Genomic DNA, 19,535 nt, shown 5'->3' on the forward strand with positions numbered 1-19,535 from the left:
CCGCAAAATAAAGCCCAAAAAGCGCTGTTTTTCTATCCCTTGGCCTGCGATGTCACCTGCGCAAAGCGCTGCAGGTAGTGCGGGTTCTCGGTCTTGAAGACGCGGTCCCACCAGGTGAACCACAGGCCGTAGTTGCCCTGGGCGGTTTCGTGGTGCAGATGGTGATGGGTGGTGGTCGTGAAACGCCCGCCCAGCCAGTGGGTGGCAAAGCCGCGCGGCATCGTCTCCACCGCCGCATGGCCATGGGCATTGCGCGTGATCTGGTGCACCGCAAAAGCGAGCAGCACCCCCACATGCAAGGGAACGACCAGCAGCGCCAGCGGTGTCACCAGCGCATTCACCAGCGCCTCCAGCGGATGAAAGGCATAGGCCGCCCAGGGCGAGGGGTTGCGCGAGCGGTGGTGCAAACCATGTACATGGCGAAACAGCCAGCGGGTGTGCAACACGCGGTGGGTGACATAAAAGTAGAAGTCGTGCCACAGCAGCATGGCCGGAAAGCTCAGGACCAGCCACCAGATACCGTATTCGGTGGGGCGAAAGTACACCGTCACCTTGCCGCGCAGCACGGCGGAGGTGATCGCCATGGCCAGGGCCGAGAAGATCAACAGCGTCGTGACCGAATAGCGCATCTCACGGCGAATATCCTGCCGGGCCGGCCATTTTGCAATCAGGCGGTGGCCCAAGCGCTTGCGCAGCAACACATGCAGCAATAACCACACACCCAGTACGGCCGTCAGGTAGAAAGCGCCTTCGTGGATCAGGGCTTGGCCATAGACGTTGGCCAGCCAGGCCAGCGCCTCGGGGTTTTGCCAGTGGCTGAAATCAAGAAGCTGCCCAAACTGCATGCTGCGCCTTTGAGGTCACCACAACGCTGTGGCCGGCGGATGCTAACGCACTTCGCCCCCTAAAATGAGGCGGTGAACGCTTCGTTACCTTCTTCTGTCGCCCAGGCCATGCGCCGCCCCATCCGTGAACTCCCGGACGAACTGATCAGCCAGATTGCGGCCGGTGAAGTGGTGGAGCGTCCGGCCAGCGTAGTACGCGAGCTGGTGGACAACGCGCTGGACGCGGGCGCCACACAAGTGACGCTGCGCCTGTTGGCCGGCGGTGTGCGCCTCATCAGCGTGGAAGACGACGGCCAGGGCATCTTGCGCGACGAGCTTCCCATTGCGTTCAAACGCCACGCCACCAGCAAGATCGGCAGCCTGCACGACCTGGAGAGCGTAGCCACCATGGGCTTTCGCGGCGAGGCGTTGGCCGCTATCAATTCCATAGCTGATTGCGCAATATTGTCGCGGGCTAGTGGCCTGAATGATGCCTATCTGCTGGACGGGCGCACCGGTGAACTCAAACCCGTGGCGCGCAGCCAGGGCACCACGGTCGAGGTGAAAGAACTCTTCTACAGTACCCCCGCCCGCCGCAAGTTCCTCAAGACCGATGCCACCGAGCTGGCCCACTGCATCGAGGCTGTGCGCCGCCACGCGCTGGCCCGCCCCGACGTGGGCTTTGCCATCTGGCATGAAGGCAAGCTCATTGAGCAGTGGCGAAAATGTGTTGTGGAGGGCGAACACACCGACCCGCTGGCCGCGCTGGACCAGCGCCTCTCTGATGTGCTGGGCCCCGAGTTTCTGGCCCAAAGCGTGCGCGTGGACTGGCACAGTAGCCAAGCCAATGAATACGGCCAGCCCGCGCTGCGCGTGTGGGGCCGCGCCGGCGTGCCCGACGCTGCGCGCTCGCGCGCTGACCAGCAGTTCTGTTACGTGAACGGCCGCTTTGTGCGCGACAAGGTGCTCACCCACGCCGCACGCAGCGCCTATGAAGACGTGCTGCACGGCAACCGCCAGCCGGTCTATGCGCTGTACGTGGCCATGGACCCCACGCGCGTGGACGTGAACGTGCACCCCACCAAGATCGAGGTGCGCTTCCGCGACAGCCGCGAAGTGCACCAGGCCGTGCGCCACGCCGTGGAAGACACCCTGGCCGCCCCGCGCGCCGCTGCTGCGGCAGGTGCCATAGACGGCCAAGCCCAGGCCCCCTCATTGCTGGCCCAGCCCGGCACTTATGTGCCTAAAGTGCCTGTAGCCCCAATGTACAGTGCGCAACCAGCTATCAAATTTGAAGCAGATACAGGTTTGATCGGCCACCGCGTCAGCGACGTAGGCGCCCTATGGCAACGCAGCACAGCGCCGACGCAAGAAGGCTGGGCGGCGGAGGGCTTTGCGCAGGTCAAGGGGGAGCCCGCAAAGCGGGCGGAGGACACGGAGCAAAACCCTCTGCCGCCCAGCCGCCCCGCGGACGAAGGGGAAGCCTGGCCCCTAGGCCGCGCGATTGCCCAGTTGCAAGGCGTCTACATCCTGGCCGAAAACAACCAGGGCCTGGTCATCGTGGACATGCACGCCGCCCACGAACGCATCGTCTACGAACGGCTCAAAACCCAAATCAGCCTCACCGCCCCCGATGGCTCGGTACATCCGCTGGCCAGCCAGCCCCTGCTCATCCCCGCCACATTCGCGGCCACACCCGACGAAGTGGCCACGGCCGAAGCCCATGTGGCCACGCTCAACACCCTGGGCCTGGAGATCAGCCCCTTCTCGCCCAAAACCCTGGCCGTGCGCGCCGTGCCCACCACGCTGGCGCAGGGCGACGCGGTGGAGCTGGCGCGCAGTGTGCTGGCCGAACTGGCGCAACACGACGCCAGCACCGTCATCCAGCGCGCGCAAAACGAAATTCTGGGCACCATGGCATGCCACGGCGCCGTGCGCGCCAACCGCAAACTCACCCTCGAAGAGATGAACGCCCTGCTGCGCGATATGGAAGCCACCGAGCGCAGCGACCAATGCAACCACGGCCGCCCCACCTGGCGCCAGCTCACGCTCAAGGAGCTGGACACGCTGTTTCTGCGCGGCCGCTAGCCATGCAGTCGGTGCCCGGCCTGAGCCCCGAGGCCCGCGCGGCCGAAGCCGCCCTGTTCGCACTGGCCGACGCCGGCAAGGCCAAGACGGCGGCACGCTATTTCCAGAGCGCACCAGGCCAATATGGCGAGGGTGATCTGTTCCTGGGCATCCGCGTGCCGGTGATCCGCGAGACTGCGCGCCAGTTCAACACGCTCACGCTGGACGACTGCGCCGCACTGCTGCAATCCCCCTACAACGAGGTGCGCGTCTTGGCGTTGGACGTGATGGTGCGACGCTTTGCCAAGGGCAAGGAAGCGGTACAGACCGCTGTGTACGACTGCTTCATGACACACCGCAACCGCGTGAACAACTGGAACCTGGTGGACGGCTCGGCGCCCTACATCAGCGGCCCCTACCTGTTAAAGCGCGACCGCAGCGTCATCTGGCAGTTGGCGAAATCTCCCGTGCTGTGGGACCGACGCATCGCCGTACTCAGCACCTTCGCCTTCATCCGCGCAGGCGACTTTGACGATGCACTCAAGCTCTATGGCCAGCTGCTTACCGACCCGCACGACCTCATGCACAAGGCCTGCGGCTGGATGCTGCGCGAACTGGGCAAGCGCGACGAGGCGCGGCTGCTGGCGTTTCTGCAAACCCACTACACCGCCCTGCCCCGCACCACGCTACGCTATGCGATTGAGAAGTTCACGCCGGCGCAGCGCAACGCAATGTTGAAGGGCGACTTCGCCTCACACTGAATATGCAAGCTTGGAGACCCAAAGTCCGCCTGACGCTGCTCGCAGCCCTGGCTCTTTGCAGCCTGCTGGCCCATGCCCAAACGCCCAGCTACTCCCAGGCGCAGCAGGCGCTGCAATCCGGCCAGTACAGTGCCGCATTCGATGCTTTCCAGACCCTGGCCAAACAGGGCGATGCTGCCAGCCAGTTCCAACTCAGCCTGCTGTACCGCACGGGCCGGGGCACGGCAGCCAACGCGCAGCAGGCCCTGCAGTGGCTGCAACGGGCGGCGCAAGGGCGGAACGGTGAAGCGCTGTCCAACCTGGGCGGTGAATACGCCAAAGGACAGGCGCTGCGCCAGGACAAGGTGAAAGCGCTGGCGCTGTTTCTGCTGGCCCAAACCCAGGGGGTGGATGTGGCCGGCACCAATGCGCAAACGGTGGCACGCACCCTGAGTGCACCCCAGGTTGAACAGGCCAAAGCACTCGCGCAAGCCTGCGCACAGGGCAGCATGCAGCCCTGCCTCTGACCTCGTTGCGCCCCGGCAATCTCAGTACTTCAGCGCCGTGCTCTTGCCCCAGAACACGCGGTACGCAAACACCGTGTAACCAATGATGACCGGCAGCACCACCACCACGCCGTAGAAGATGACTTGCAGCGCCTCGGGCGCGCTGGCGGCTTGCCAGAGGGTGAGCTTGTCCACCACCAACCAGGGGAACAGGCTGTAGGCCAAGCCGTAAAACGCCAAGAGGAAGATGCCCACGGTGCTGGCAAAGGGCACCGCAGCCCCGTATTGGTTGGTCTGCGCCAGGCGCGTGGGCAGGCGCTTGAGGCTGCGCGCAATCACCACAAACAACGCCACCGTCATGGCAGGAATCGGCAACAGCATTACCACGTTGGGGAAGCTGAACCACTTGTCAAAAATATGCTGGCTGACCCAGGGCGTGGCCAGAGAGATGGCCGCCACACCCAGCCCGGTGAACCACAAGCTACCTTGCGCCCAGCGTACCGCCTTCAGTTGCAGCGCACCTTCCGTTTTCATGATCAACCATCCTGCACCCAGCAGGCAATAGGCCGCAACCAGGCACAGGCCAATCAGCGCATTGAACAGCTGGCTGCCCCAGTCCGTCGCAAAGCCGGTGACCAAGCCGCCGAGCATGAAACCCTGCGACCAACCTGCCAAGAGCGAGCCCGCATAGAACGCGCGGTCCCACAGCGGCTTGTGCTTGTCGCGCGCCTTCACACGGAAATCGAAGGCCACACCACGCAAGGTAAGTGCTACCAGCATCAGCGCCACGGGCAGGTACAACGACCCGAGGATGACGCCATGCGCCATGGGAAAGGCCACCAGCAGCACGCCCACGCCTAGAACCAACCAGGTCTCGTTGGCGTCCCAGAAGGGGCCGATGCTGGCAATCATGGTGTCCTTCTGCTCGGCATCGTCCGCCCGGCGCAGCAGCACGCCCACACCCAGGTCGTAGCCATCCAGAATCACATAGGCCAGCATGGCCAGGGCCATCACGAGCGCAAACACCAGCGGCAGCCAGCCTGAAGGCTGGGTCAGGTCGGGCAGGGTCAGAACATGTGTTGCATCAAGCATGGGCCACCTCCGGCAGGTTGGACGCAGGCGCGCTGGCCTTGCGCGCCAGATAAAACAGCACACTCACATAGGATGTGAGCAATACGGCGTACAGACTCAGGTACATCACCAGCGTGAAGGCGATGTTGCGGGCCGGCACCTTGGATGCCGCCTGCGCTGCCGTCAGCACGCCCTGCACCAGCCAGGGCTGCCGGCCAATTTCGGTTACGTACCAACCGGCGACCAGCGCCACCCAACCGGCAAAGGTCATCCCCACCAGCACCCGCGCCAACCAGGGTTGCAGCGCGTCCTTGCGCATCTGCCAGCTGCCCAGCCAGCTCACCGCCAGCATCAGCAGGCCCACACCCACCATGGTGCGGAAGGCCCAGAACACGGGCGCCACGGGTGGGTGCTGGTCGCCGAACTCCTTGATGCCCTTGATCTCGCCATCCCAATCGTGCGTGAGGTACAGCGACGCGAGCTTGGGGATCGCGATCTCATATCGGTTGGTTTGTGTGGCCTTGTCTGGCATGGCAAACAGCACAGCGGGCGCGCCCTTTTGTGTTTCCCAAATGCCCTCCATCGCGGCGATCTTGGCGGGCTGGTGGTGCAAGGTGTTCAGTCCATGCTGGTCTCCCACCACGATTTGCAGCGGAATCAGCGCAGCCGCCACAAACAGGCCGGTGCGCAGCGAGGCCTGCACGGCTTTGCCCTTGTCGCCCTTGAGCCAGCGATAGGCACTCAACCCCGCCAGCAGAAAGGCGACTGTCAGACCCGAGGCCAGCAGCATGTGGGTCAACCGGTACGGAAACGAGGAATTGAAGATCACCCCCAGCCAGCTCGTCACATGCGCCTTGCCGTCGATCATCACAAAGCCGGCGGGCGTGTGCATCCAGGAGTTCAGCGCCAGAATCCAGAAGGCCGACATGGTGGTGCCAAATGCCACGAGAAAGGTCGCCGCCGTATGCACCCGTTCGCTCACACGCCCGCGGCCAAACAGCATGATGCCCAGCATCGTGGCTTCCAGGAAGAAGGCGGTCAGCACCTCATACGCCAGCAGTGGCCCGGCCACATTGCCCACGGTGTTCATGAAACCCGGCCAGTTGGTGCCGAACTGGAAACTCATGGTGATACCGCTGACCACGCCCAGCGCAAAGGTCAGCGCAAACACCTTCACCCAGAACTGGTAAGCGTCCATCCAATGCTGCTGGCCCGTGCGCACAAAGCGGGTCTTGAAAAACAGCAGCACCCAGCCCATGGCGATGCTGATGGTGGGGAACAGGATGTGGAAGGTCATGTTGGCCGCAAACTGGATGCGGGCCAGGACGACGGGATCAAAGCTGTCCATGGTCGGCTCCTTCCGTGCTGGGCTTGGCGGGGGTGAACACGCTCTTCACCCGGTCTTTCATCTCCAGCAGCTTTTGCACCTTGGCGCCCATCTGCATGAGGCTCACCAGCGTGTCCGAGTCCATCTTCTGCACGTCATCCAGCCAGTCGGTCATCAGCTCGATGAAGGCGTGCATCTGCTTCATGCGCTCCTGTGCATGGATGTCTTCGGCCACGCTGGGCTGCTCCATCAGCGCATCGCGCAGCATCGAGAGCGTGGGGTCAATCTCCCGCTTGCGCCGCTCGTTGGCCAGCGTGCGGAAGATGGCCCACACATCCTCGGGCGCCTGAAAGTACTCGCGCCGGTCGTTGGGCTGGTGGATCAGCCGCACCAGGTTCCACGACTGCAATTCTTTCAGCCCCATGCTCACGTTGGACCGGGAAAACGCCAGCGCCTCCCCAATCTCGTCCGCATTCAGCGGCTTTGCCGACACATAGAGCAGCGCGTAAATCTGGCCCACCGTACGGTTGATGCCCCAGCGGCTGCCCATTTCGCCAAAGTGCAGCACAAAGCGCTGCGTGAGCGGAGGAAGGTTCATGGTTCTGGTCTTTCCTGAGTTTTCAGTATTTTCTGAAAACTCAGGAATTCGTGAATCCCGGTACCACAACCTTGACTTGGCTCAAGGGTTATTGGCGCATTCACCTTGCAACCATACGAAACATATACAATTCGTATACGTTTTATATGGGGTTAGACCATGGGTATTGTCAAAATTTCGGACCAGATGCACGAGAACCTGCGGGTGGCGGGGACTGCCCTGAGCCGGTCCATCAACGCGCAGGCCGAGCACTGGATGCGGGTGGGCATGCTGATTGAGATGCACCCCGAGCTGAACCACCGGGAAATCTGCCAACTGCTCATTCGGGCTGAACTCGCAGGAGGGCTGGACATCGTCGGGGCTGTCAGCGCCCAGCTGGGCCAGCCCGCCACTGCGGCGCCCGCGGCGGTGGGCAAACACTGATGGTGCACGACGTTCCTCTCAAATCCACCGAAGAACTCGCGCAGTCGCGACGGGCCGCACAGCTTGCGGCCGATGTGCTCGCGATGATCGAGTCCCATGTGGTGCCCGGCGTCAGCACCGAGGCGCTGGACCGCATCTGCCACGATTACATCGTCAATGTCCAGGGCGCCATTCCCGCCAACGTGGGCTACCAGGGCTACCCCAAGACCATCCTTACCTCGGTCAACCAGGTGGTATGCCACGGCATCCCCTCGCCGACCAAGATTCTCAAAAAGGGCGACATCGTCAACATTGATGTGGCCGTCAACAAGGACGGCTGGTTTGGTGACACCAGCCGCATGTTCTTTGTGGGTGAGCCCAGCGTGTTGGCGCGCCGCCTGGTGGAGGCGACGTACGAGGCGCTGCGCGCCGGCATCCAGCAGGTGCGACCCGGCGCGACGCTGGGCGATGTGGGCCACGCCATCCAGTCAGTGGCCCACCGCGAAAACTTCAGTGTGGTGCGCGAATACTGCGGCCACGGCATCGGCCAGATCTACCACGACGAACCTCAGGTGCTGCACTATGGCCAGCGCGGCCATGGCCTGAGGCTGGAGCCCGGCATGGTCTTCACCATCGAACCCATGCTGAACGCCGGCAAGCGTGACACCCAACAGCTAGCCGACGGCTGGACCGTGGTGACCAAGGACCGTTCCCTCTCCGCCCAGTGGGAGCACATGGTGGCGGTGACGGAGGATGGGTACGAAGTGCTGACGGCTTGGCCGGGCGGGACGGGGGCCTATCCCGCCATGTGAAGAATTTTCTGCCCTCAGCTTGCTATCAAAAGTGAAGCTGCTTGCGCATATTTCATGGGGGCTAGAGGCCAATTCTCTATTAAATTGAGGCTGTTTCTGCCTCGCACCGGGCATGCACGCCCAGCGGCACCACACATAGCCGCACACCGTCCAGCGTCAGCACCAGGCCCAGCCGTCCCCCCACTTGCACTACGCCGCTGGCGATGGTGTGGGGTGCCGGGGCGGATCCGACGTGCGCCACTGGTATGCCCGCTGCCGCGCTGATCGGCGGATGCCGCAGCATGGCCCACAAGATGTGGGGATCGCGCAGTTGCAAAGACTGCAGGTAAACACGAAACACGGCTTCTTCGCCGGGCTCACGCTCCGGCGCTTGTCTAGCCTCTGGCTGGCCCCGCGCCTGCCGCAACCGCAACAGCGCCCGCCGCAATTGCTGCCGGCTGGTGGCCTCCGCCCGCCCGATGGCGTCTGCAATTTCGGCGTGGCCGACTTCAAATACCTCATGCAACAGCAGCGCGGCGCCATCTTCTGGTGCCAGGTGCCTGGCCAGCAGGCGCAGGGCGCGGCTGGCCTCCTGGGCCAAGGCGGCGTCGCTCTCGGCAGAAGGCGATGCATGTTCCGCCTCAGTGGTTCCCATTGCGTCCAGCCATTGCTGCATCCAGCTGCGGCGGCGCAGGCGGTCGATGGCGAGGTTGCGCACCACCGTCAGCAGCCAGGCTTGGGTGGAGTTGAGTACCGGCCGTTCGCCCTCCAGTGCACGCACATAGGCGTCCTGCACCGCGTCTTCGGCATCTGCCGGACCCAGCAGGCGGGTGGCGGCCCGCACCAGGCGGCGGTGGTCGGCGTCGGGCAAGGCAAGGGGATGTTCGTCGTACATGGCTGGATGGTGCCATAGGCGCGATGACCCGGTGGGCGGCGCGGTGTCACGCAATGCACGTCTCATTCGTCAAGGCAGTTCAACCAACAGGAAACCCCATGGAAGCTCCAGACAAAACCGACGCCCCCGCCCTTGCCGCCGAACCACGCACCTCCTACCTGGAGGAAAAAGCTTTCAAGTCCCGCACATTGCTGATCTACGGCAGCGTGACCGACACCATGGCCGCCGACGTGACGCGCCGCCTTATCGCGCTGGACGCAGACAGTGACCAGCCCATCGACGTGCTGGTCAGCTCGCCGGGCGGGCATCTGGAGTCGGGTGACGCGATCCACGACATCGTGCGCTTTATTGCTGCGCCGGTGAACATGATTGGCACCGGCTGGGTGGGCAGTGCGGCCACGCACCTTTACCTATCTGCCCCAAAAGAGCGCCGCTTCTGCACGCCCAACACGCGCTTTCTGATCCACCAGCCCAGCGGCGGCTCCGGTGGGCCGGCCAGCGACATTGCCATCCAGGCGCGCGAGATCGTGAAAGCGCGCGAGCGCATTGCCCGCACCATCGCCCGCAAAACCGGCAAGTCACTGGAAGTGGTTCTCGCCGATATCGAGCGCGACTACTGGATGTCGGCGGAAGAGGCTGTGGCGTACGGGCTGGTGTCGCGCATCATTGCGCGCAAGACCGAGCTGCGAGAAGCTTGATATCAGGCTTTCTTGGCCCAGGCGCTACACCAGCCTTTGGCAGCCACGGACTTACCCGCAAACAGCGGACACCCACCGGACGTGTCTGTGGGCTTGCCTTGGTACAGCGCACAACTCGCGCATTGCTGGCCTGCGGCGTATTTGGGAAATTTGGTTTTATCGGCCTTCGTGGCGTCTGCTTTGTAGCCCAGTGCAATGGCAGTGGCATCTGACTCCTGCAACACAGCTTGGGCATGCGCCAATGGGAGGCAAGCTGCGCCTCCGATCAAGCCTGCGCCTGCGAGGGAATGGATCACAAAAGTTCTACGGCTGGTTTGCATGGTAAGTCTCCAAGTTTCAAAAAGGGAAAGGGAATTGGATCGGGTCGGACGTGTCCGCCGACCTCATGAACCGGCGGGGACAGAGGTCTGCAATGTCTGCTTCACAAGTTTGATGAATGCCGGGTCTGCGGTGCCGATGCGCTTGGTGCGCCCGACAATCCGTCCCTCGCCATCAAGCAACAGCAGTACGGTGGTGTGGTTGTACTCGCCATCCTGAAGCAATCGGTACTGAATCCCGAGGGTGGCAGCGATCTTGCGCACGCTGGTGGCATCAGTGCGCGCCAGCGTCCACTGGGTGCGGTCCAATTCACGCGCCTCGGCAATCGACTTCAAGGCCGCAACATCATCCCGGGCGGGGTCAAAAGTGATGAGCAGCAACCCAAGCTGTGCGCGCTCCTTGGCGGTGAGTCCCTGCTGGGTCAGCTGCATGGTGTCAATCAGCATGGGACAGACGAACTTGCAGGAGTTGTAAAACATGCTGACCAGCAAAGGCTTGCCGCGTTGGTCCTGCAGCTTGAACGCTCGGTCACTTTGGTCTGTCAACGTTGCTGTCAGCTGGTAAACCGAGTCTCCGGGCAGCGTCTGGGCCGAAGGCGGTGCGACCGTCGTGGTCTGCGCCATGGCGCCAGACAGGAAGACGGTCGCGCTGACCGAGGCAAAACTGCGTAAAAACCGGGAGATTGAATGGTGCATGACGGTTTTCATGGATTTATTTCTCTGCATTGCGGGCGCACCGGAAGCCCAGGTTGTTGGTGGAGTCCGAACCGCCAAGCGATGACAACAAGGCCACGCGCATCAGAACGGCGTAATTGGCGCGGTCTTGCAGGCTGATGGCGCCTGCACCGCAGTACTGGAGTTGGTCTGGGTCACCCTGGTTGCGGCTGTCAGCGCTCACCAAGAGGGCGTTGAAGTCATCGACCCATTCCCAGATCAATCCGTGCATATTCTCGACACCGTAGAAGTTGGCGTCTCCCCCCACATTGCGCGGCGGCATGCTGGACGTCTGGGAGTACCAACCCAGAATTTTGGAGCGCCAAGCCGGGTCTTTGCGCGCATCGGGGCGCGTGGCGTCGGCAGCGGCCACATACTCCCACTCGTACCAGGTGGGCAGCCGCGCGTTCTCACTCTCGCAATACGCTTGCGCCGCGAACCAGCTGACGCTGGTGATGGGCTGGTCAGCGGTTTGCGGGGAGACCGATTGCGCGCTCCATTGATGAAGGTAGCTGCCGTCCGCAAAGACCGCCGGCACACGGCCCCGCTTCCACTGGGGTTGGATCTGCGTGAACCTCAGGTACTCCCCCACCGTGACCGGTCGGGAGCGCATCGCAAAGGCAGGAACCTTCACGGGCACGTCGTCACCGTTTCCACCCGAGAGAACACTGGACACCGTTCCGGCCGGCACCGGCACGTAGCGCCCCTCAGCGGTAGCGGCAAGGCAGAGCTGCAGAGATGCGCACACCAGCCCCGCTGCAGCCCACCCGAAGCAGTTCTTCCACATGGCAGCGGTCGGTATGGCGCAGGGGCCGCACAGGCGCATGGTCAATGCTCGGCAACCGGCTTGGCCACGGTATTGGCGCGCTCGGCTTTCACATCGCTAGCCTTGATTTGCCCCCCCTTGTTGTCCCAGGCGTTCAGCACATAGGTCAGGATGTTGGCCACCTCGTCGTCATTCAGCTGGTTCATGGGTGGCATCACCGAGTCGTATTCCTTGCCATTCACAACGACCTTCCCACTCAGCCCATGGACCACAACGCCCACGGCCCGCTTGGGGTCTGCATGGAGATAGTCTGACTTTGCCAACGGCGGAAATACGCCGGGCAACCCAGCTCCATTGCCTTGGTGACACACCGAGCAAGTGCCATTGAAAAGTGCTTTGCCAGCGTTGACCTGATCCATCAGTGTCAGCGTGCCGCTGGCGGCATTGGCAGTGGCAGTTGCTACCGAAGCGAGGTTGGGCGCATCCCGGTCACCGAGGTACACAGAGTCCACCTCTTTACCGGAATAGATGGCCTTGTTTTCGGGCCCCTCGACCTTCATGATCGCCAGAGCCCCCTTGTTGAATGCCCGGAAGATCGAGTGATCAACCATCACATAGCTTCCGGGAACCTTGGTCTGATACTCCACCACGGCAGCGCCACCGGCGGGTATCAAGGTGGTTTGCACATTGGTCTGGATATTGGAGCCGCCCTCAAAGCGCACCTTATCGAAGATGGCGCCAATCACGTGGAAGCTGGACACCAGGTTGGGCCCACCATTCCCAATGAACAGACGGATTTTTTCGTTGGTCTTGGCCCTGAGCGCCTTGTCTCCCGTCAGCGCACCCTCGGATCCATTGAACAGCACATACGTGGGTTTCTCGTCGATGGCCTTTTCCATGTCGAAGGGTTGAGCCCCCTTCTCCCGGTATTTGCCAGTGGTGTAGAAGTCACCCTGCATGACGTAGTACTCGTGATCCACCGGGGCAAGACCTTGGGGCGGCTCCACCAGGATCAGACCGTACATGCCATTGGCGACATGCATGCCCACAGGGGCCGTGGCGCAGTGGTAGACATAGACGCCTTCATTCAGGGCTTTGAAGGTGAATTGCGATTCATGACCCGGTGCGGTAAAGCTGGAAGCAGCTCCGCCCCCCGGACCCGTGACGCCATGCAAGTCGATGTTGTGCGGCATCTTGCTGCTGGGGTGGTTTTTCAGGTGGAACTCCACTGTGTCGCCCTGTCGCACGCGGATAAAGCTGCCAGGCACGGTTCCGCCAAATGTCCAGAACGTGTAGGTCACGCCCTCGGAAATTGGCATTTCTTTCTCTACCACCTCAAGCTCCACAATGACCTTGACCGGTACCTTGCGGTTGGTAGGTGGCGGCACATTGGGCGGACTGGTTAGCACCGCATGGACCGGCGCACCTTGGGGAGGGCCAAAGTCGCCGGTGTACTTGATGGGGCTTGTTTTCGCGGGTGCCTGCGCAGCCGCCGCGGCAGATCCATACCCGCCGGCAAACGCTATGGCCACGATGGCGCCGGATATCCAGTTCTTCAGTTTCTTGTTCACGGAAGTCTCCTCGGGTTGAAACCCTCAATCTCACTCGGATAAATATGCATGTGAAATACATCTTTATCGTAGTGACAAGGCTGTACCGAAACTTGCGCTAGATCAAATGAACCGTTTTCCCGAACCCGATCTTCCCGATAACCGCCGCCAAATGCGGATCAGCGCACCAGCGTTATGGGCTGAATCTGGAGTGCCTTGCCCAACATCGCGCGGTTTTGCACCAGGTCGGCCAACGTGTAGCCGTCCAGAACCGCGTAGAACGCGTTGACAGCCTCATTGAGCACGCCCCGCAGGCGACAAATCCGCGCAATCGGACAGTTGTCGGGCTCCGAACTGAAGCATTCGGCCGGAATATCACCCGCCTCCGCGATGCGCACAACCTTGCCAACCACAATCTCCCCGGGTGCCAATGCCAGGGCCATGCCGCCACCTTTGCCCCGTACGTTGGAAAGCCAGCCCTGCTGCCCCAGGAAATGGGCCACTTTCATGAGATGGTTTTCAGATATGTCAAATGCGGAGGCGACTTCCGCGATGGTGGCGCGGCGGGAAGGATCCGTTCCCAGGTAAATGAGAACGCGTAGGCTGTAGTCGGTGAAGCTGGTGAGTTTCATGCAGGGCGTCCAATCTGTTTCTAGGTTTTCGCGTATTTTGCCCCGTGACAAGCGCAGGAATACAATACATGTATTTTAAATACATCTAATAAACGACAGCGCTCCGACGGAAATCTTCCCGGGAAGCGCCTTCCTGCCAAACCCATGATCCCCATCATTCCCATTGCCCATTCGGCCCAGTCAGATGAGCTTGTCTCACTGTATGAGAAGCAGATCAAGATTTACCCACGCTCTGTCGGCGGCTGGTACGCCAATTGGCGGTGGGCCATGGTGTGGCTGACCCAGTTGGTGTTCTACGGTCTGCCCTGGTTGCAGTGGAACGGGCGCCAAGCCATTCTGTTCAATCTGTCAGAACGCCGTTTCTATGTACTGGGATTGGTGCTGCATCCACAGGACTTCATCTACCTCGCGGCACTGTTGATCCTCTCGGCACTCGCGCTCTTTTTCTTCACGGCGGTGGCCGGTCGGCTGTGGTGTGGCTATGCGTGCCCGCAAACGGTCTACACCGAAATCTTTATGTGGGCGGAACGCCATACCGAAGGCGACCGCATTGCCCGGATGCGACTCGATGCGGCCCCCTGGGGCTGGGAAAAGATCTGGCGCAAGAGTGCCAAACAGCTTGCGTGGATCAGTATTGGATTGCTGACTGGCTTCACGTTCGTCGGCTACTTCACGCCCGTGCGCGCGCTGCTGGGCGAGCTGCGGGCGATGTCGTTCTCGCCCTGGGAATGGTTCTGGGTGCTTTTCTACGCCTTTGCCACCTATGGCAACGCAGGCTACATGCGCGAGCAGATTTGCAAATACATGTGTCCCTACGCCCGGTTTCAAAGCGCCTTGATCGATATGGACTCTATGGTCATTGCCTACGACACGGAGCGCGGTGAATCACGGGGGTCTCGGCCTCGCAGCGCAGACCCCAAGGCACGGGGGCTGGGGGACTGCATCGATTGCACACTTTGCGTCCAGGTCTGCCCCACAGGCATTGACATTCGCAACGGCCTGCAAAACGAATGCATTGCCTGTGCTGCATGCATCGATGTCTGCGACAGCGTCATGGAGAAGATGGACTACCCCAAGGGCCTGATTCGCTATTCATCTGGCCATGGAATTCAGCAAAAGTTGACCACGTCCGAGATGGTGCGACGCGTCTGGCGACCCCGGGTCTGGATTTATGGAGCCTTGCTGCTCTTGGTGGGAGGCATTTTTGTCGCCAGCTTGGCAACGCGCAAGGGCTTTTCTGTGGATGTCATGAAGGATCGCGGAACCCTGGCGCGCGAGATTTCCAGTGGCACCATTGAAAACGTATACCGCTTGCAGGTGATGAACGGATTGGAGCGTCCCCAGCAGTTCGTCGTAAGGGCGGAAGGCCCCGCTGGAATGGCCATTGCCACTGACACCCGTTTGACGGTCGACTCCACCGCCATTGGAACGCTCACCACGCGGCTCACGCTCCCCCCGGATGCGGCACAGGCCTACCGTGGGCAGTCCTTGCCCATCACCTTCATCGTCCAAGCCACAGACAACGACAGTCGGCCAACGGTGACTGAAAAATCCGTGTTTTACGTACCCCGCTAAGGAACGGCCATGAGCAAGCCCCTGCGCCCATCGACGCTGCGTATCCTGGAACCTGGTTCGCAGGCGTTACGTGGTCTGCCGATGTTTCGTCTGGGCTTTCGCCCTTTCTACCTTTGCGCTGCGTTTTTGGGTACCTTGGCAGTACCGGTCTGGGTCCTCACCTTTCTGGGCTACCTTCCATGGGCACCTGACATGCCCGCTTTTTTATGGCATGCCCATGAAATGCTCTTTGGTTTTGCCAGCGCAGTCGTCATTGGATTTCTGCTCACTGCCGGAAAGGCCTGGACCGGATTGGCAACGCCGCGCGGTCCACTACTTGCGGCGCTGGTCGCACTGTGGGTCGTGGCCCGGTTGGCGGCGGTGCTTGCACCCTATGCCTGGTTTGCCTTGCTGGACGTTGCGCTACTGCCTATCGTGGCCACCATTCTTGTTCGGCTATTTGTGCGGGCAGGCAATACGCGCAATCTGCCCATGGCAGGCATTCTCGCGTTGCTGGGCTTTGCCAATGGCGCCTTCCATTTGGGGGTGCTGGGCGTGCTCGACGTGCCACCAATCACCGCTTTGCATGCGGGATTGGCTCTGCTGGTCATGTTGGAATGTGTGATTGCCGGACGAGTGATTCCTGGCTTTACCATGAGCGCCCATCCCGGTTTGACCCTTCGAGCGCAACCGGTTCTGGAGGCGTTCACCTTGGGAAGCACTCTGGCAGGCTTGGCACTGTGGACTTTTCTGCCGCTCCAGGCGCTCACCCCCTGCGTATTGCTGTTGGCCTGCGCTTGCCATGTCGTGCGCCAGGGGCGCTGGAACCCCATAGTCACTCGGCAGCGCCCTATCATCTGGATCCTGCATGCAGCCTACGCCTGGATTCCCCTGGCGCTGGGCCTTATGGCCTTGGGCCTATGGGGCTGGGTCTCGCCATCGGCAGGTATGCACGGGCTGACCGTAGGTGCCACAGGCGGCCTCATCATCGCGATGATCACCCGGACTGCGCGTGGCCATACGGGGCGCGTGATCAAGGCGTCCCGCGCCGAGGTGGCGGCCTACGTATTGGTGATGCTGGCCGCTGTGGCCCGCGTCATACTGCCTCTGCTAGCTCCGGCTTACACCGCACGGTGGTTATTGATGGCTGCCGCCTGCTGGGCTGCAGCTTTTAGTCTGTACTGCGTGGTCTACGCACCGTGGCTGTCACAGACCAGGGTGGACGGTCGCGACGGTTGAGACAGCGACGGATAAGGGCAACTAGTCCCGCGCCGCCACCAGTACCGAAGCCTCAAACGCCGCCACCTCCATCGGCCGGCCAAAGAGGTAGCCCTGATACGCCAAACAGCCTTGCGCCGCCAGAAACTCGCGCTGGGCTACTGTCTCGACCCCTTCGGCGATCACGTTGAGGTTCAGGCTGTCGGCCAGTGCGATGACCATCTTGGCAATGGCCGCGTCATTGCTGTCCACCAATATGTCGCGCACAAAACCTTGGTCGATCTTCAGCTGGTCCAGCGGCAACAGCTTCAGGAAGGACAACGAGGAATAGCCGGTGCCGAAATCGTCCATGGAAAAACGGATGCCATGCGCCTGCAGCGCGTTCATCTTGGCGATGGTGTTGTCCACATCGGACACGAGCACGCTTTCGGTCAATTCCAGCTTGAGCCGTTTGGGATCTGCGCCGGTCGAAGTCAGCACCGCCAGCACGCCGGCCACAAAGTCGGTCCGCATGAGCTGGCGCGCGCTCACATTGACTGACACGGTGAGCTGCTGCAGGCGTGGGTGCTGCGACCATGCCGCAATCTGTCGGCACGCCGTCTCCAGGATCCAGCGCCCCAGCGGCACGATGATGCCCGTGTCCTCGGCCAGCGGGATGAATTCGGCAGGCGGCACCATGCCGCGCTGCGGGTGCTGCCAGCGGACCAGCACTTCTGCCCCGGTGACGCTGGCGTCGGCATCCACTTGCGCCTGGTAGTGCAGCAAAAATTGGCCTTGTGCCAATGCTTCGTGCAGGGCAGCCTCAAGGCTCGCCCGGTGCGACACCGCGGTTTGCATATGGGCATCAAAAAACCGCAAGGTGTTGCGACCAGCAGCCTTCGCCTGGTACATGGCCAGATCCGCACGTTTGAGCAACTCATCCAATGGTTCGTGCTTGTCGCCAAACAGCGTGATGCCGATGCTGGGCGTGCTGCGGTAGCCGATCTCGGTGAGCACATACGGTTCGTTGAGCAGCTCCAGCACTTTCTCTGCCACGTGCTCGGCCTGGGTGGCGGCAGCGAAGCTGTCGTCGCTCAGGTCTTGCAACATCACCACAAACTCATCCCCGCCAAGCCGAGCCACGGTGTCGCCCTCGCGCACACAGGTGAGCAGGCGCTGCGCGACCTGTTTGAGCAGTTGGTCGCCCTTGTCGTGCCCCAACGTATCGTTCAAGTCCTTGAAGTTGTCGAGGTCCAGAAACAGCAATGCCCCTTTGGACCGGTGGCGCGTGCTGTGGGTCAGCGCGCGGCCCAGGCGGTCCATGAGCAGGCGCCGGTTGGGTAGGCCCGTGAGCGGGTCATAAAACGCGAGGTTGCGGATTTCGTCCTCGGCCGCCTTGCGCTCGGTGATATCCATCATGGTGACCACGTAGTGGGTCACCGCCCCTTGTCCATCGCGCAGCGCTGTGAGGATCAGCCAGATCGGGAACACCACACCGTCTTTACGGCGGTCCCACACCTCCCCTTGCCAACTGCCTTCGCTCTCCAGGCTGCTGGTCATGGCGGCGTAAAAGCTTTCGTCCTGCCGGTTGGAGCCCAGCAGGGTTTGGGGGCGTTGGCCCAGTGCCTCTTCGGGGGCATAGCCCGTGAGCTGGGTGAAAGCGCGGTTCACCTTGAGGATGATCCAGTCCGCGTCGGTCACAAAAATACCCTCTTGCGACTCGAACGCTGCTGCGGCAATGCGGAGCTCCGCTTCACGCTCTTTCAGCGTAGCCAGCAAAACGTTGAAACCCTTGATCAGGTCGCCAATCTCATCGTCCGACTCCACGGGCAATGCGCGCGTAGGCACATCGGCCCGGTTTTGCTGTGCCAGGCTGCTGGAGGCAGCCAGCAAAGGCGCGAGCTGGCGGCGCAACAGTTGCCAGGTCAGCACTCCCGCTACGGCAGAGAGCAGCAGCGTAGCCAGCAGCATGTGCTGCCGCACCGCATCCACCAGCGCAAAAGCTTCATGGGCTGGCATGCTCACCACCACGTACCAATCCGCCGCAGTCAGGCCTTTGGCCGACAGCAGCACGTCCTGGCCCAAGCCGTTCACGGTCAGCCCTGCGCCTTCACCACCCGCCATGAAATGGTCAATCAAGGGACTAACGCCAGGAGCAGCCGCAGGCGTCATCACGCGCGTCCTGTCCGTGGCCGCAACCACCATCCGGTTCTGCCGCGAAATCAACAGATACCCGCCGGTCTCGCCATAGCGGTTTTTCATGATCTGGTCCAAAAAACTGGATTCCCCCAGATTCACCACGCCCACCAACACCCCCAGCACCACGCCCTTAGGGCTTCGGATCGCCATCGCCATGGTGATCACGGGCGCATTCAGGCGTCGGCCCATCATGGGGTCAGCCACCACAGGCGCATCAGAGCGCAAGGCACGCTGAAAGTAATCCCGGTCTTGGTAGGACACGCCCACGCGCTGGGCCGAATCGGGCAGCGACGCCAGTGTCATGCCCCGCGCATCTGTGATGAAAATGCCGCCATTGAACTGGCTTTGGAATACCGGGCGCTGCACCAACAAACGCTGCAAACCCGGTATGTCATCCAGGCGCCCTTCCCCCAGCTCTGCGGACACCAATTGCAATGAATGTTTGCGATCCTCGATTTGTTCGTTCAGCTCGTTGGCCACCAGCCTGGCAATGGAGGTTTGCTGGTCCGTGGCCTGCGTCTGCAAGCTGTCATGCATTACCTGGGTGACATACCACGACAGCGCCCACAGGCTCAACAGAAAGCAGGCCAGCGTGGACAACGTGACACGCGTGCGAACCGAACGCCACAAATGAAGTACTGCTTTCAATCCGACCATGGACCTTCCAGAAAAATGCACCCCTACACC

19 protein-coding genes are annotated in these 19,535 nt (G+C 61.8%); 8 read left to right on the forward strand and 11 right to left on the reverse strand.

Going from position 1 to position 19,535, the window contains the following annotated elements:
- Positions 1 to 32: 32 nt before the first annotated feature.
- Positions 33 to 845, reverse strand: a complete 813-nt coding sequence (locus tag AC07OE_RS07120; RefSeq protein ID WP_495069865.1) for a sterol desaturase family protein — start codon at positions 843 to 845, stop codon at positions 33 to 35.
- A gap of 108 nt (positions 846 to 953) precedes the next feature.
- Between AC07OE_RS07120 and mutL the strand changes: the two genes are divergently transcribed.
- From mutL to AC07OE_RS07135, 3 genes are read left to right on the forward strand one after another with little or no spacing between them, the layout of a single operon-like run.
- Complete coding sequence (mutL, locus tag AC07OE_RS07125) at positions 954 to 2,912, forward strand: DNA mismatch repair endonuclease MutL (protein ID WP_495070084.1); 1,959 nt, start codon at positions 954 to 956, stop codon at positions 2,910 to 2,912.
- Positions 2,913 to 2,914: 2 nt separating this feature from the next.
- Positions 2,915 to 3,652 carry a DNA alkylation repair protein gene (locus AC07OE_RS07130; protein ID WP_495069866.1) on the forward strand — a complete coding sequence of 246 codons (738 nt, stop codon included), beginning with the start codon at positions 2,915 to 2,917 and terminating at the stop codon, positions 3,650 to 3,652.
- A gap of 2 nt (positions 3,653 to 3,654) precedes the next feature.
- The gene (locus tag AC07OE_RS07135; protein WP_495069867.1) at positions 3,655 to 4,158 is read left to right on the forward strand and encodes a tetratricopeptide repeat protein; all 504 of its coding nucleotides are present in this window, start codon (positions 3,655 to 3,657) and stop codon (positions 4,156 to 4,158) included.
- Positions 4,159 to 4,179: 21 nt separating this feature from the next.
- Here AC07OE_RS07135 and AC07OE_RS07140 read toward each other — a convergent pair whose 3' ends face one another.
- The 3 genes from AC07OE_RS07140 to AC07OE_RS07150 are packed head-to-tail and all read right to left on the reverse strand — an operon-like array spanning position 4,180 to position 7,133.
- On the reverse strand, positions 4,180 to 5,229 hold the full coding sequence (locus tag AC07OE_RS07140) for a cytochrome d ubiquinol oxidase subunit II (protein ID WP_495069868.1): 1,050 nt from the start codon (positions 5,227 to 5,229) through the stop codon (positions 4,180 to 4,182).
- A complete protein-coding gene (locus AC07OE_RS07145; protein ID WP_495069869.1) occupies positions 5,222 to 6,556 on the reverse strand; it encodes a cytochrome ubiquinol oxidase subunit I in 1,335 nt (444 codons plus the stop codon). Before AC07OE_RS07145 ends, AC07OE_RS07140 begins: the two co-directional genes overlap by 8 nt.
- Complete coding sequence (locus tag AC07OE_RS07150) at positions 6,543 to 7,133, reverse strand: GbsR/MarR family transcriptional regulator (protein WP_495069870.1); 591 nt, start codon at positions 7,131 to 7,133, stop codon at positions 6,543 to 6,545. The genes AC07OE_RS07145 and AC07OE_RS07150 overlap by 14 nt, the downstream gene beginning before the upstream one ends.
- Positions 7,134 to 7,292: 159 nt before the next feature.
- Here AC07OE_RS07150 and AC07OE_RS07155 point away from each other — a divergent pair, with 159 nt between their 5' ends.
- Positions 7,293 to 7,556, forward strand: a complete 264-nt coding sequence (locus AC07OE_RS07155; RefSeq protein WP_495069871.1) for a ParD-like family protein — start codon at positions 7,293 to 7,295, stop codon at positions 7,554 to 7,556.
- Positions 7,556 to 8,347, forward strand: a complete 792-nt coding sequence (gene map, locus AC07OE_RS07160) for a type I methionyl aminopeptidase (protein WP_495069872.1) — start codon at positions 7,556 to 7,558, stop codon at positions 8,345 to 8,347. Before AC07OE_RS07155 ends, map begins: the two co-directional genes overlap by 1 nt.
- 79 nt (positions 8,348 to 8,426) lie before the next feature.
- Here the strand turns inward: map and AC07OE_RS07165 are convergent, their stop codons facing one another.
- On the reverse strand, positions 8,427 to 9,221 hold the full coding sequence (locus AC07OE_RS07165; RefSeq protein WP_495069873.1) for a sigma-70 family RNA polymerase sigma factor: 795 nt from the start codon (positions 9,219 to 9,221) through the stop codon (positions 8,427 to 8,429).
- A 98-nt stretch (positions 9,222 to 9,319) separates the two neighbouring features.
- On the opposite strand from AC07OE_RS07165, the gene AC07OE_RS07170 reads away from it, so the two are divergent.
- Positions 9,320 to 9,919 carry an ATP-dependent Clp protease proteolytic subunit gene (locus tag AC07OE_RS07170; protein ID WP_495069874.1) on the forward strand — a complete coding sequence of 200 codons (600 nt, stop codon included), beginning with the start codon at positions 9,320 to 9,322 and terminating at the stop codon, positions 9,917 to 9,919.
- A 2-nt stretch (positions 9,920 to 9,921) separates the two neighbouring features.
- Here AC07OE_RS07170 and AC07OE_RS07175 read toward each other — a convergent pair whose 3' ends face one another.
- The 5 genes from AC07OE_RS07175 to AC07OE_RS07195 all read right to left on the reverse strand — a co-directional run bounded on the left by AC07OE_RS07175 (position 9,922) and on the right by AC07OE_RS07195 (position 13,898).
- Positions 9,922 to 10,239 carry a high-potential iron-sulfur protein gene (locus AC07OE_RS07175; protein ID WP_495069875.1) on the reverse strand — a complete coding sequence of 106 codons (318 nt, stop codon included), beginning with the start codon at positions 10,237 to 10,239 and terminating at the stop codon, positions 9,922 to 9,924.
- Positions 10,240 to 10,302: 63 nt separating this feature from the next.
- Complete coding sequence (locus AC07OE_RS07180) at positions 10,303 to 10,944, reverse strand: SCO family protein (RefSeq protein WP_495069876.1); 642 nt, start codon at positions 10,942 to 10,944, stop codon at positions 10,303 to 10,305.
- A gap of 4 nt (positions 10,945 to 10,948) precedes the next feature.
- Positions 10,949 to 11,737: a formylglycine-generating enzyme family protein gene (locus AC07OE_RS07185; protein WP_495070085.1), complete on the reverse strand. Its 789-nt coding sequence runs from the start codon at positions 11,735 to 11,737 to the stop codon at positions 10,949 to 10,951.
- A 41-nt stretch (positions 11,738 to 11,778) separates the two neighbouring features.
- Complete coding sequence (gene nirK, locus AC07OE_RS07190; RefSeq protein ID WP_495070086.1) at positions 11,779 to 13,248, reverse strand: copper-containing nitrite reductase; 1,470 nt, start codon at positions 13,246 to 13,248, stop codon at positions 11,779 to 11,781.
- A 197-nt stretch (positions 13,249 to 13,445) separates the two neighbouring features.
- Complete coding sequence (locus tag AC07OE_RS07195; protein ID WP_495069877.1) at positions 13,446 to 13,898, reverse strand: Rrf2 family transcriptional regulator; 453 nt, start codon at positions 13,896 to 13,898, stop codon at positions 13,446 to 13,448.
- Positions 13,899 to 14,042: 144 nt separating this feature from the next.
- On the opposite strand from AC07OE_RS07195, the gene ccoG reads away from it, so the two are divergent.
- Both ccoG and AC07OE_RS07205 read left to right on the forward strand, forming a co-directional pair.
- A complete protein-coding gene (ccoG, locus tag AC07OE_RS07200) occupies positions 14,043 to 15,473 on the forward strand; it encodes a cytochrome c oxidase accessory protein CcoG (protein ID WP_495069878.1) in 1,431 nt (476 codons plus the stop codon).
- Between the two features lie 9 nt (positions 15,474 to 15,482).
- Positions 15,483 to 16,691 carry an NnrS family protein gene (locus tag AC07OE_RS07205; protein WP_495069879.1) on the forward strand — a complete coding sequence of 403 codons (1,209 nt, stop codon included), beginning with the start codon at positions 15,483 to 15,485 and terminating at the stop codon, positions 16,689 to 16,691.
- Positions 16,692 to 16,712: 21 nt separating this feature from the next.
- Here AC07OE_RS07205 and AC07OE_RS07210 read toward each other — a convergent pair whose 3' ends face one another.
- A complete protein-coding gene (locus AC07OE_RS07210) occupies positions 16,713 to 19,505 on the reverse strand; it encodes a bifunctional diguanylate cyclase/phosphodiesterase (protein ID WP_495069880.1) in 2,793 nt (930 codons plus the stop codon).
- Positions 19,506 to 19,535 lie beyond the last annotated feature (30 nt).

The sequence above is a fragment of the Rhodoferax sp. GW821-FHT09E07 genome, assembly GCF_059416145.1.

Excerpts from the sequence above, each read along its gene's own strand:
- AC07OE_RS07120 (WP_495069865.1), bottom strand. The coding sequence starts at position 845 with ATGCAGTTTGGGCAGCTTCTTGATTTCAGCCACTGGCAAAACCCCGAG.
- mutL (WP_495070084.1), top strand. The coding sequence starts at position 954 with ATGCGCCGCCCCATCCGTGAACTCCCGGACGAACTGATCAGCCAGATT.
- AC07OE_RS07130 (WP_495069866.1), top strand. The coding sequence starts at position 2,915 with ATGCAGTCGGTGCCCGGCCTGAGCCCCGAGGCCCGCGCGGCCGAAGCC.
- AC07OE_RS07135 (WP_495069867.1), top strand. The coding sequence starts at position 3,655 with ATGCAAGCTTGGAGACCCAAAGTCCGCCTGACGCTGCTCGCAGCCCTG.
- AC07OE_RS07140 (WP_495069868.1), bottom strand. The coding sequence starts at position 5,229 with ATGCTTGATGCAACACATGTTCTGACCCTGCCCGACCTGACCCAGCCT.
- AC07OE_RS07145 (WP_495069869.1), bottom strand. The coding sequence starts at position 6,556 with ATGGACAGCTTTGATCCCGTCGTCCTGGCCCGCATCCAGTTTGCGGCC.
- AC07OE_RS07150 (WP_495069870.1), bottom strand. The coding sequence starts at position 7,133 with ATGAACCTTCCTCCGCTCACGCAGCGCTTTGTGCTGCACTTTGGCGAA.
- AC07OE_RS07155 (WP_495069871.1), top strand. The coding sequence starts at position 7,293 with ATGGGTATTGTCAAAATTTCGGACCAGATGCACGAGAACCTGCGGGTG.
- map (WP_495069872.1), top strand. The coding sequence starts at position 7,556 with ATGGTGCACGACGTTCCTCTCAAATCCACCGAAGAACTCGCGCAGTCG.
- AC07OE_RS07165 (WP_495069873.1), bottom strand. The coding sequence starts at position 9,221 with ATGTACGACGAACATCCCCTTGCCTTGCCCGACGCCGACCACCGCCGC.
- AC07OE_RS07170 (WP_495069874.1), top strand. The coding sequence starts at position 9,320 with ATGGAAGCTCCAGACAAAACCGACGCCCCCGCCCTTGCCGCCGAACCA.
- AC07OE_RS07175 (WP_495069875.1), bottom strand. The coding sequence starts at position 10,239 with ATGCAAACCAGCCGTAGAACTTTTGTGATCCATTCCCTCGCAGGCGCA.
- AC07OE_RS07180 (WP_495069876.1), bottom strand. The coding sequence starts at position 10,944 with ATGAAAACCGTCATGCACCATTCAATCTCCCGGTTTTTACGCAGTTTT.
- AC07OE_RS07185 (WP_495070085.1), bottom strand. The coding sequence starts at position 11,737 with ATGTGGAAGAACTGCTTCGGGTGGGCTGCAGCGGGGCTGGTGTGCGCA.
- AC07OE_RS07195 (WP_495069877.1), bottom strand. The coding sequence starts at position 13,898 with ATGAAACTCACCAGCTTCACCGACTACAGCCTACGCGTTCTCATTTAC.
- ccoG (WP_495069878.1), top strand. The coding sequence starts at position 14,043 with ATGATCCCCATCATTCCCATTGCCCATTCGGCCCAGTCAGATGAGCTT.
- AC07OE_RS07205 (WP_495069879.1), top strand. The coding sequence starts at position 15,483 with ATGAGCAAGCCCCTGCGCCCATCGACGCTGCGTATCCTGGAACCTGGT.
- AC07OE_RS07210 (WP_495069880.1), bottom strand. The coding sequence starts at position 19,505 with ATGGTCGGATTGAAAGCAGTACTTCATTTGTGGCGTTCGGTTCGCACG.